This window comes from Bariatricus massiliensis (genome assembly GCF_900086725.1).
GTDB classification, from domain to species: Bacteria; Bacillota; Clostridia; order Lachnospirales; family Lachnospiraceae; genus Allocoprococcus; species Allocoprococcus massiliensis.
In genome coordinates, this window is record NZ_LT574837.1 from 460,859 (window position 1) to 472,784 (window position 11,926).

Sequence of the window (11,926 nt, forward strand, 5' to 3'; positions counted from 1 at the left end):
GTCATTTTTACTAATATCTTCATTGCATTTAGTTTTTCTTTCTGTTATTTTAGTATGTATATGGTATACATTTGGTGTTCTAACATTTCAGGAGGTGAACTATGAACAAAATGAATGCAGTTGTTTCTTATGGAAAGAATGATTTTTGTATTGCGGAAGTAGAAATCCCCGTTCCCACAGACGACGAAGTGCTCTGCAGAATAAAGTCCGTTGCCATATGTGGATCAGACCCCGGACTTTTTTCGGGCCATTATGCTTCCATGGGCTGGCCCCCTTCTTATCCCTTTATATTTGGACATGAATGGACGGGCGAAGTAATAAAAACAGGTAAGCGGGTTACTTCTCTTCGTCCCGGAGATCGGGTTGCGGGGGAAGCACACAGTGGATGCGGTATCTGCCGCAACTGCAGGGAAGGAAATTATAATCTTTGCCTGAACTATGGAAATCTGCTGAAAGGCCATCGGCATTACGGCTTTCTTGTAAACGGTGCTTACGCTCAGTACGGCGTCTTTACCGCAAAAAGCTGCACAAAAATTCCGGACAACGTGTCTTATGATGATGCCGCCCTCTGTGATTCTGCCGGCACAGCCTTACAGGCAGTACGCCTTGCAGACATCCGGCAGGGAGAAACCATAGCCATCTACGGCCCCGGCCCTATCGGGAATCTTGCCATGCAGATTGCCCGCACCAAAGGTGCACACGTTATTGTAATTGGCCGGGGCGCACGGCTTGAAGCTTGTCTGGCGGACGGCGCACACGAGGTGATTGACTATGAAAAGCACGAACCGCTAGAGCGGCTTGCACAGCTTACCGGCGGAATGGGTGCAGATGCGGTAATTGAATGTGCCGGAACAGATACAGCTATCTATAACTCTGTGATGAGCGCCCGCAAAAACGGCCGTGTTGTTCTTGTCTCTATGCCAAAAAATAAAGATTTGGTGATGCCTGTGAATACTATTGTGTGTAACCAGATTCATGTGACAGGCTCCCGTGCCAATCCGAACTGTTGTCCGGAAATATTAAAACTGCTCGCTGAAGGGCGGATAAAAACAGAGCATCTGATTACACACCGTTTCCCAATGACAGAAATGGCGGAGGCTTTGGATATTTTTTCGAAAAGAAAAGATGGAGCTGTGAAAGTAATTGTGCATCCCTAATTTGATGGGGAGAAAGGAGTTAATATGAAGATAGGATGGATTGGGGTCGGACTCATGGGGAGCAGAATGGCAAAACGGCTGCTGAACGCGGGATACGAAGTTTGTGTGTGCGATCCGGTGAAAGAAAACAAAGAGAAACTGATAGCAGAAGGGGCCACTGCCGCCTTATCCCCCGCTGATTTGGCTGGGAAGACAGACATGATTTTCTGTATGATTCCAAATGCCACTGTCTTACTGGATATTATAAGCGGTGAAAACGGAATATTAGAAGCAATGCCCAAAGACTTTATCGTTGTGGATATGAGTACTATTGATCCTGATGCTTCTGCACAGGCCGCTTCTGCCATTGAGGGAGCTGGCGGGCATTTCCTACGCTCCACAGTGACGGGAAGTACAGAATTTGCTGAAAAAGGGACTCTTGGAATTATGGTCTCTGGAGAAACGGCCGTCTATGAATCCGTCACCCCTCTTCTGCAGATTCTAGGCAACCGCATGCATTATCTGGGAGATGCGGAGCAGTCCCGCTATATGAAAATCTGCATTAATATGATGATTGGGACAAGTATGCAGATGTTGGCAGAATCCGTAGTACTCGGCGAAAAAGCAGGCCTTGACTGGGACAAGATGATTGAATGTATCTGTGACAGTGCCGCAGCCTCATCGATTATCAAAGCTAAAAAAGAAATGTTCCAGAAACGGGATTTTGCGCCAATGTGCACGGCTCTGACTCTGGAAAAGGATATGGAAATTGCCCTTTCTTTGGGCAAAAAACATGGTCTCTCTCTGCCGATTACTTCTATTTCCAAGCAGAATTACACGGCTATGCGGTCTCATGGTCTGGAAGAGCTGGATTATGCCGGAATTTTGATGGTGAATGAGGTATTGAACGGATTGGGGTAATCTGTGTTTACCAGCACGTTTTATAGAAGATAGGGAGCAGCACAAACTTTGTGCATGCTCCCTTATTATCACATCTGCTATTTACAGCATATAATATCTGTCTTTATGCATATTTTTGACCTCAACAATATGTTCCACCACAGCTTTCTGGGCCGCCTCACTGTCTCCCGCAATTACTGCGTCCAAAATCTTTCTATGCGCCTTGATTGCCATATCACGTACGGTTTTGTCATCCTTAGCAGAGATTGCAATCTGCCGAATCTGGTCGTATATGACTGCAATAGAATTCTTCAGACGGGTATTCTGCGCCCCCTCGGCAATCAGGCTGTGAATCTTCATATCGGCCTTCATAAATTCCTCATGCTTACCGGCCTCATAAGCAGCCTCCTGCTGCCTCATATACTCTTGAAAAAGTGACACCTTTTCAGGCTCTGCCCTCTCCATGAACAGTTTCATGGCCATACATTCCAGTGCCTCCCTCACTTCAAAAATCTCAATCATATCCCGAAATTCAATACGCTTTACAAACACACCCTTACCGTCTATAATTTCCACCAACCCATCAGCCGCCAATTCTCGAAGCGCTTCACGTACCGGGGTGCGGCTGATGTCAAGCACCTCACACAGCTGTCTTTCAACCAAGGGCATTTCCTTTTTAATTGTTCCGTCAATTATCATCTCTTTAATTTTAATATATGCAATCTGTTTCTTTGACAATGTTTCCATATTACTCTTCCTTGCCATAATCCTTCCTCCAAGTTCCTTACCGCCACATCGATGATTAAAAGTGGCAAAATTTTCCTTAAATAAGTATACCAGAAAAATACGCCTAATACAACGCTGACATACCATATGTCGTAATGTGTCGATTATCTCTCGTTTAATTATCTGAATTGTTTCCGAATTGTAGAGGGGGACAGGTCCCAACGCGTTGGGACCTGTCCCCTTTGCTATTATAACACTACTACATAGGTTCCTTCTTTTTTGGAAATTTCGAATTTCTTTTTTATCTTAAAACCGCAATTGGGTGCTAAGCTTTGGATATATTCGTAATTATGGGAATAGAGGATTATCACAGCGTCCTCTTTCAGGTACGTGGAAACGGATTGAAAAAATCTCTTATAAATCTCAAATACTTCCTCTTCCGTCATGCGCCCTATGGCAAAGGGCATATCGGTGATTATTTCATCGAAGAGATATTCGTGGGTAAACCGGAAAAAGTCCCTGTTGATATAGTGGATAATCTGATGAGCGGCCTCTGTGTTGATTCTAGCCTTCTCTATCGCCTCTTCCTGTATATCAATTCCGTAAGTGGTATTGGCGGGAACTGTCTTATGCCTCTCAATGAGCATGGTCCCCACGCCGCAGAACGGGTCTAAGACCTGCGCTCTTTCTTTCATATAGTCTTTCGCAAGCGCCACGGTCAAAGCCGCATTTACCGGCCTGATGCTGGTGGGCATGAACTCCCTGCGGTAGGAAAAACGCTCGTCTCTCAGTGTATACAGTTTTACAAGCAGATTACAGTTTCCCTCTTTGTTCTCAATGAAACGCAGTTCCACTTCATAATTTGATGTGGTATTAATCAGCTTCCGCTCTGAAAGCCGCTCAATCTGGCCGGAAAGTTTCTTTACAAACGTGCTTCTTTCATCCAGAGGCCGCTTACTTTTGAACTCTACCCGGAAATAAAAGGGTGGTTTCCCCTTGTGGCTCTTATCCAAAAATTCCATAAGCCCCGAATCCAGCAGCGTCTTAGCTGCCTCCACAGGCTCCATGGTGCAGGCTTTCATCCCCTTGATGGAAAAGAGGACTTCCTGATATGTGCGAATATGGGGAAGCCAGTGCAAGTCCGGAACCCGTGCCATCACCCCGGCTCCCACTATCTTGGACTTAGTCTCCGGAGCAAGCTCCATGAGCTCTTTTCTCGTCGTCTCTGCAAAATTGCGGTTCGTCAGCAAAATGATGTCATAGGTCTCATCCCATCCGTGAAATGTATGCGCGGAAACGCCCTCCATGGCGACGATCAGTGCGGATAGCTCCCGCAGTTCTTCCATATAATGCTTCTCCTGCTCCGGTGCGGCCTCCTCCCGGCGCATCTCTTCCAGCCGCTGCTTCAGCGGTTTCATGTATGCCCTATAGTCAAAATTCTTCATGGCTGTCAAATACGACGCTCTCACGAATCTCTGCTGTTCTTTTACGTAAGCCTCATAAACCGGCTGTAGAAACTCCTTCCTGCCCAAATCACCCATGAGCAAAGCAGCATTTTTGCGGGTCTTTGCATCCTCCGCTTCCAGCAGGCTTATCAACCGCCCCTCTTCCCCCGCTATCGCATAAAGAAAGGGAACCCCGGACCCGGCTTTCTTGATTTCCTGCCTAATCTTACTCAAATTCTGCCTCACATCACGATTCTCTTTAATTTCATTCCAATATTTATTTATCATATTGCTCCTCTATCCTGTTATAGGCGGCCCTTGCGGACCTTCCTTACTTTCCCCTTTATCGGTTTTGTCTGCAGACACTCTAACACAAGCGTCCCTTTGTTGTTTCTTATTTCCACGTAGCTCATACTATCCCGGATATCGATGATTCCGATATCCTCCTCCGCCACGCCCTCTATACTACAAATCGTACCCACAATATCTCCCGGGCGCAGTTTAGACTTCCTCCCACCTCCAATGGACAGACGCAGGATTCCCTCATTCAGCGCGTCACCCTTCTGCGGCTTGCCCGCCGCCCGCTTCCGCTGAGTCTTCCAAAATAATTGCTCCTCCTCCGGGCTCACATCCGGGCAGACCGTCACAGGCAGTTCCTGCTCCGTGTAGGATTCCACCATTCGAAGCATGCGCCTGTCCTCCTCGCAGACAAGGCTGACCGCCGTTCCGCTGCGACCATTACGGCCAGTGCGCCCAATCCGGTGTACATAAGTCTCCCTGCCCGTGGGAAAGTCATAATTTATCACATGGGTAATGCCCTCAAAATCAATGCCCCTCGCCGCCACATCCGTGGCAATCAAAAAACGAAATCCACCCCGCCGAAAGGCGTCTACCGTTTTCAGGCGCTCCCGCTGCTCCATGTCCCCGTGGAGCATTCCACAAAATATTCTGTCCCTACGAAGCTTTTGGAAAAGTACGTTTACCATCTCCTTCGTGCCACAGAAAATAATGCAGCTCCCCGGATTTTCAAGCTTCAGCACCTGACAAAAAGTCTCGTACTTGCTGTCCCTATCCGCCTCATACAACCGTTGAGTTATGGCATTTTCTTTGGACTCATCCTGCTCCTGCATAATGAGCGCAGCATCCCGAATATAGGTATCCGCCAATTCTTGAATCTCTGGCTTTAAAGTGGCCGAGAACAAGGAAATCTTACACCCCTCCCCCAGAAGAGCCAGTATCTCGTTGACCTCATCCGCAAATCCCATATCCAGCATCAAATCCGCCTCATCGATTACTGCATATACCACCTTGTCAAGCCGCAGGCTTTCCCGCCTCAAATGGTCTGCCACACGCCCCGGAGTTCCCACCACAATATGGGACTTCTGCCTTAAGGTCTGTATCTGCTTGTCTATCGGAAAGCCTCCAAATAACGCAGGCACCTTCAGCCGTTTCTTCCTCCCAATGCGGAACATCTCATCCTTTACCTGCTCCGCCAGCTCCCTTGTAGGCTCCAGCACAAGGGCCTGAGGCGCATTCTCCTCCCAGACTATGTTCTCACAAATGGGGATGGCAAATGCCGCGGTCTTACCGCTCCCCGTAGGCGCTTTCGCCACAATATTTTTCCCCGCCAGCATAGCCGGTATCACATCCTGCTGGATACGAGTAGGCCTGTCGTAACCCAAGAGCCTAAGAGCCTCCAGAATATCTTCTGATAATTTATAATTTTGAAACTGCGTTTGTATTTGAATAGCCATAGATTCCTTTCGAGCTTATATTTATTACCTTCGCCGTACGCTTATTTTAACACAGAATTCCTTTTGTGGCTCTATTCTTTTTGATTTCTTATTCATTATGTGATATACTTATTTTTACTAAGAGTCAGTCAGGTCCAACTGAATATGGAGTGAACAAGATGAATAAATACGAAAGTAAACAGTTTTATTCTGATATACTAGTTCTTTTGCTGCCTATTGTTTTTCAGAATTTGATTAATGTAGGTGTTACCATGACAGATGTCGTGATGTTGGGAAACGTCAATGAGACCTCTTTGGCAGCATGCTCTTTAGCCGGACAAATACAGTTTATTATGATGTTGGTTTTCTCCGGTCTCACCGCTGGTGCTTCCGTTCTGACTGCACAATACTGGGGAAAAAAAGATACTAGAACGATAGAGAAAGTAATGGCCATTACAATGCGTTTTTCGCTTTGTATTGGTCTTTTTTTTGCCCTTCTGGCTATTTTTACGCCAGAGATGCTCATACGCATCTATTCTCCCGAAAATATAATTATCAGAGAGGGCAGTCAATACCTACGCATTGTAGGACTCTCCTATCTATTTATGTCTGTCACTAACATTTATTTGTACATCATGCGCAGCGTAGAGCAGGTTCTGGTTGCCACGATTATTTACAGTATCTCCCTTCTCTTCAATATCGGAGCAGACTGGATATTAATATTTGGACTCTTTGGTCTGTCGCCTATGGGTATCCGAGGCGCGGCTATGGGCACGCTGCTGTCCCGGCTGTTGGAATTGATTCTCGTCTTTATCTATGCCCGCTTTTTCAACCACGTTATCCATTTCCGCCTGTCGGACATGATTCTGAGTTCGCCGCTTTTGTTGAAGGATTTTCTCAAGTATTCTACCCCCACTGTACTAAATGAAATTGTATGTGGCGTAGGTCTTTCGGCGAATGCCGCTATTCTCGGACATCTCGGAAGCGCCGCCGTGGCCGCCAATTCTGTGGCCCAGATGTGCCGGCAGCTTGCAACAATTGTAGCCTTCGGAATAGCGAATGTGGCCGGAGTAATGATAGGCAAAAAAATTGGTGCGTCCGAGTACCGACTGACCCGGGAATATGCCCGTAAATTCATAAAACTAAGTCTCCTTACAGGCGGGGCGGCGGCATTTATACTTGTCCTTATCCGCCCAGTGATAGTTCACAGCATGAAATTATCTTCCCTTGCCGGCCACTATCTCTCATTTATGTTCTTTGTCGTAGCATATTTCTCTATCGCCAAGTCCTTCAACACCACAATGGTAAGTACATTCCGGGCAGGTGGGGACACAAAAACAGGGCTGGTCATGGACATAACCATGATGTGGGGCGGCTCCATTTTGCTAGGCTTTTTAGCTGCCTTTGTCTTCCGTCTGGATGTACGGATCGTCTATGTATTCCTTCTGAGCGATGAGATACTGAAGGTTCCCATCTCCGTCTGGCGCTACCGCAGTGGAAAATGGCTCAACAACGTAACTCGCTAATCAATCTATTCTCACTATGCCAGTAGGTATCATTATGACAATATAGAAAAAATTTCCATGTTACATAGCCGCATTTTGGGAAGCACTTCAAAGCCAGATATTATATTACAGAGTTCACCGCCTTTGACGGAACAGCTATATCCACACTCGATGAATCTGGACACACTAAGTCCCCATCTTTTAAACGCAGAGGAAAAGTAGTTTCTAGCTAAATATACACGACAATTTTAATTAAAAATACAGCCTTAAATTGTCAGAATATTTTTTGAATTGTAGAAGGGGACAGGTCCCAACGCGTTGGGACCTGTCCCCTTTGAAGTCACTTTGAAGTCACCTTTGAAGTCAGTCGGTCATCGGGAGCATCATAGCTTCCCCATATCCCACTATCACACGGTAATAACCGCACAGCATATGGTTCACTTCTTCGTTACCCGTATCTACGTGCAGCGAGCCGCCAAATAACGCTAATATTTTGTTCTTTGAGGCCGCTATAATAATATTCTCTTTACCGACCCTTTTTATCACTTCCGCACTAATCTGTTGGTTGCCACGTCCGAATACATAACCTTGTCCGCCGATTACAGTGACGATTATCTTTACTTTATCATAATGCTTTATTGTCTCCAGCAGTTCTCTCTCCGTACAGTCCGAGGCCACGAGCCTTCTGTTATATACCAAGTCCACGCCCAAAAGCGTATTGGGCAGATGCAGTTTCTCCATGATCGACGCAGTCGTGGAGCCTGTTCCCACGATATATAAAACATCCTTTTCCATCTCATTTGCCACGTAATTGGAAAGCATCTCAATAGAGGCAGATTCGCTGAACCCTCTTCCACTCTTTAGATTCTGCACCATACGGGATTCATTGGGAATACGCAGATACCCATACAGCCTTGCCGATACAATTCCCTGCCGGAACAAATCCTCGTCGATGTCCATCACTTCACAGAGCTTCGTCTCCTTGACCTTGCCCTGAACAAACTCTTTCATCAGGTTTCCCGCAGTCTTTGGATTCAGCGCGTACACGCCTGAATGAATCTTGCATCCTGCCGGGATTCCCAGAACAACCGCTTCGGTTCCCACTGCGTCAAGAATATTTCGGGCTGTCCCGTCACCACCAACAAAAAGAATCAGATCTAACTTCAGCTCCTTCATCTGCCCGGCGGCGCGGATGGTGTCCTCCGGAGTCGTATGCCCCGGAGTGATGCTGCCCAGCACGGTAACACTCAGTCCCGCCTCTCTGCAGACATCCTCCCCCATCTCACCCGGCCAGGTATAGATGATAAGCTCATCCTCGATTTCCTTTAGGGCCTTCATCGTAATCAAGGCTTTCCTGCCGCTCTCCCGAACCGCTCCAAGCTCCAGCGCCTTCTTGAGAATCGCCGCACCGTCGGAACCCTTAAGCCCCACTTTTCCGCCGATTCCCGCCACCGGATTCACGATAAAACCAAGTCTCTTCATACTTACTCTACCCCAGCTTTACGCTTGTACGCTCTCCATGTAACCGCCCATTTGTCCGGATTATCCAAATCTTCCTCCTCGACCCTGCGGTGCATTCCTGTATGGTACGGCGCGTTTTTCAAAAGCTCCGGATTCTCAGCCGCCTCTCCCGCGACGATTTCTACCACCTTACAGTATTCTTCAATATCTTCCTTTGTGTAGGATTCGCAAGGCTCCAGCGTCATCGGCTCCGGGATTACCCACGGGTGATGAGAGGACCAGAACCACGGAATACCGTAGTCGCCCATGCGGCAGTTCATATCGTCCGACCCGACGCCGTACTTTTCCTTCAACTCTTGGAAACTGTAGCGTATCTGCTCCTGCCGTGTGATGCCGTTGCCTTGGAAAGCATGGGTTACCCCCGGAATCTTCTCCATAATATTCAACATATAGTTATTGTTGAGCACAGATATTTCCGCACACTCCCGCATGCCCTCCGCCCCCATCATCCTAGACCAGGCATAAGCCTTCAGCACGACCGCGGACTGGCCAATATACTGACGCACTCTGCCAATACTCTCCGGCTTATCATAGTCAAGATAATATTTGTTTCCGTCAAATTCCACCGTGGGAACCGGCAGGAATCTGGCAAGCTCTTCCTTACATCCAAACGCTCCACAGGCCGGTCCTTCTCCTCCGTGAGGCGTGCCAAACGTCTTATGTACATTAAAGTGGCACATATCGAATCCGGCTTCTTTCGCCCTCGCCACACCGAGAAATGCGTTGGCATTTGCCTGATCATAAAAACAAAGCCCGCCGACTCCATGGATAGCCTCCACAATCTTGTCCGCATGGACATTATAGATGCCGATATCCTCTGGGTTCGTCATAAAGATTGCCGCCGTGTGTTCGTTGGCAGCCGCCTTGATCGCGTTGTAGTCCGGCATGCCGTTCTCGTCCGGCCAGATTGTGATGACCTTATACCCTGCCGTCGCCGGACAGGCCGCGTCACATGGATGAGAGAAAATGGTGGTGATAATCTCGTCTCTCTGCTCCGCCTCACCGTTCGCCTCGTGATATGCACGGATAACCGAAGCCGCCGTATACACCGCATGGTTGCCGCCGCCCGGCTGGAGGGAGAACTTATCCATCCCCGACACCTGTTTTAGCATCTGCTCAAACTCATAGTATATTTCCAGAATTCCCTGCACGGTCTCCGGCTCTTGGTCCGGATGCACATCCGCGAAGCCGGGATTGCCAATCAGTGTTTCACAGAGACGGGGATTGTATTTCATAGTACAGGTTCCTTCCGAGATATCATTGCTCAGATTGGAGCCCATTGTCTCCTGCGAGAGATGAATATAATGCTGAAGTATCTGCTTTTGCGCTACTTCCGGCAAGTCCAGAGAGGTCTTCCTCTTCAATCCCTCCGGCAGTGCGGATGCCACGTCTCCTGCCGCCGCTTCGATTTCGTCCTCCACGACCGGAGGAATGATTCCCCTTAACCCCGGCGTAGATAACTCATATATCATAGGCTCGTTCCATCTAGCCTGCTGAAAATTCTTTCTCACTTTCATTTTTGCCATTTGCTTCAACCTCCTTCTCTATGCACAAATTTCCTTTAACGCGTCAAATAGCGCCTGCAAGTCTTCTTTCGTATGAACCTCAGTCACACTGTAAAGCGCGCTCTGCCCATATTCCGGAAATACTTCACTCATGTCTTTTCCCCCGATGATGTCATATTCTAAAAGCGCCTTGTTGATTTCTTTTACCGTCATGCCAGTACCGCTGAAATCAACCATAAAATCACAATAGCTGTAGCCGGAAACGGGGATTGTGACACCCGGAATCTTCTTAAGCTCCTCTTTACTGTACGCTACTCTCTGCAGAATGCCCTCTCCCAATTCCCGAAAGCCCTGCGGCCCCATAAGCGCCATATATACCGCTGCCCCAATCCCATGGAGCGCCGTTGTAGTTCCGATAAAGTCTTTTCCTTTTTCACGGGACGCATAGGAAGTCCTCTCATAGTACACCTCTCCAAATCCATATTCACCCTCCTGCTGTGTCTTGCATACACCAAAGAGAAGGGAAGGGTACTCGCCCAAAAATTCCTTGTCGTCTTTTGTACAGATAAAACCGCCCAAGCCCCCGCCATAGCTCATATGCATCCCCAGCGGCTGAAGGTCTCCCACCGCAAAATCAGCGCCGTAGGCAGCCGGTGCTTCCATGACGCCCAAGCTCGTAGGATCTGCCCCAACCATGCTGTAAGCGCCTGCATCTTTAGCAATCCTGCAGATTTCAGCTGCATGGATTTCCAGCGCTCCTATATAGATTGGGTTCTCAAAATACACACAGGACGTCTTGTCAGAAATCTTGGACTTCAAATCCTCCAAATCCATAAGTCCGGTAGCTTTGTCGTATGCGATTGTCTCCACTTTAATCTCTGGTTTACAGTAATTGCGCACCACCAGAAGACGGTCAGGATCCATGTTGCCTGCCACAAGAAGTTCCTTCCTTCCATTCGCTCTCGATGCCATACGAGCCGCGATTGCAATCGCATTTGCCCAGTCATAGGTCGGTGTATTGCACGCTTCAAAGCCTGTCAGGTCGGCCAGCATGGAGCTGCTTTCGAACAGCGCCTGAAACTTTCCGTGGTCCGTGTAAGCCTCACCTACATAACAAGTCAGAAATTCATCGCGCTCCATGATAGTATCCACCACAGACGGTACGTAATGATTCCAAGTTCCGCCGCCAAGAAAACAAATATTGTTTTTTGCGTTTCTGTTCTTTTTAAGAAGCCCCTCTACATGACGCTGGCAGCTGTATTCAGATATAATCGGTTCCGGCATATCCATCTTGCCCTGAAAACGCAGATGCTCCGGAATTGCCTCGTAAATGTCCTCCACGCTTTTCATGCCCACAGCGTCCAGCATCTGTCTCTTCACCGCCGGCTCAGAGTTGGGTATGTAAGGATGTACAAACTGTTTTCCACTCATTTTTCTTACCTCCTGATTTACAGA

Annotated in this window: 9 protein-coding genes; 3 read left to right on the top strand and 6 right to left on the bottom strand. The window is 47.8% G+C overall.

Annotated elements, in window-relative coordinates; all coding sequences use genetic code 11:
* Nucleotides 1–101 precede the first annotated feature (101 nt).
* Both BN6465_RS08350 and BN6465_RS08355 read left to right on the top strand, forming a co-directional pair.
* The gene (locus tag BN6465_RS08350; RefSeq protein ID WP_082891624.1) at nucleotides 102–1,157 is read left to right on the top strand and encodes a zinc-dependent alcohol dehydrogenase; all 1,056 of its coding nucleotides are present in this window, start codon (nucleotides 102–104) and stop codon (nucleotides 1,155–1,157) included.
* A gap of 24 nt (nucleotides 1,158–1,181) precedes the next feature.
* Nucleotides 1,182–2,057 carry an NAD(P)-dependent oxidoreductase gene (locus tag BN6465_RS08355; protein WP_066733386.1) on the top strand — a complete coding sequence of 292 codons (876 nt, stop codon included), beginning with the start codon at nucleotides 1,182–1,184 and terminating at the stop codon, nucleotides 2,055–2,057.
* An 81-nt stretch (nucleotides 2,058–2,138) separates the two neighbouring features.
* Here the strand turns inward: BN6465_RS08355 and BN6465_RS08360 are convergent, their stop codons facing one another.
* From BN6465_RS08360 to BN6465_RS08370, 3 genes are all read right to left on the bottom strand, one after another.
* On the bottom strand, nucleotides 2,139–2,801 hold the full coding sequence (locus BN6465_RS08360) for a GntR family transcriptional regulator (RefSeq protein ID WP_066733387.1): 663 nt from the start codon (nucleotides 2,799–2,801) through the stop codon (nucleotides 2,139–2,141).
* 209 nt (nucleotides 2,802–3,010) lie between these two features.
* On the bottom strand, nucleotides 3,011–4,495 hold the full coding sequence (locus tag BN6465_RS08365) for a methyltransferase domain-containing protein (RefSeq protein WP_066733388.1): 1,485 nt from the start codon (nucleotides 4,493–4,495) through the stop codon (nucleotides 3,011–3,013).
* 17 nt (nucleotides 4,496–4,512) lie between these two features.
* Nucleotides 4,513–5,961, bottom strand: coding sequence for a DEAD/DEAH box helicase (locus BN6465_RS08370; protein ID WP_066733390.1), 1,449 nt, complete (start codon nucleotides 5,959–5,961; stop codon nucleotides 4,513–4,515).
* Nucleotides 5,962–6,119: 158 nt separating this feature from the next.
* Here BN6465_RS08370 and BN6465_RS08375 point away from each other — a divergent pair, with 158 nt between their 5' ends.
* Entirely contained in the window at nucleotides 6,120–7,466 is a 1,347-nt protein-coding gene (locus tag BN6465_RS08375; RefSeq protein ID WP_066733391.1) for an MATE family efflux transporter, read from the top strand.
* Between the two features lie 342 nt (nucleotides 7,467–7,808).
* Here BN6465_RS08375 and BN6465_RS08380 read toward each other — a convergent pair whose 3' ends face one another.
* Genes BN6465_RS08380 through gcvPA form a run of 3 tightly spaced genes read right to left on the bottom strand, consistent with a single transcriptional unit; the run spans nucleotide 7,809 to nucleotide 11,902 of the window.
* A complete protein-coding gene (locus BN6465_RS08380) occupies nucleotides 7,809–8,927 on the bottom strand; it encodes an ATP-NAD kinase family protein (protein WP_074017780.1) in 1,119 nt (372 codons plus the stop codon).
* Between the two features lie 2 nt (nucleotides 8,928–8,929).
* On the bottom strand, nucleotides 8,930–10,492 hold the full coding sequence (gene gcvPB, locus BN6465_RS08385) for an aminomethyl-transferring glycine dehydrogenase subunit GcvPB (RefSeq protein ID WP_066733392.1): 1,563 nt from the start codon (nucleotides 10,490–10,492) through the stop codon (nucleotides 8,930–8,932).
* An 18-nt stretch (nucleotides 10,493–10,510) separates the two neighbouring features.
* Nucleotides 10,511–11,902, bottom strand: coding sequence for an aminomethyl-transferring glycine dehydrogenase subunit GcvPA (gene gcvPA, locus BN6465_RS08390; RefSeq protein WP_066733393.1), 1,392 nt, complete (start codon nucleotides 11,900–11,902; stop codon nucleotides 10,511–10,513).
* Nucleotides 11,903–11,926 lie beyond the last annotated feature (24 nt).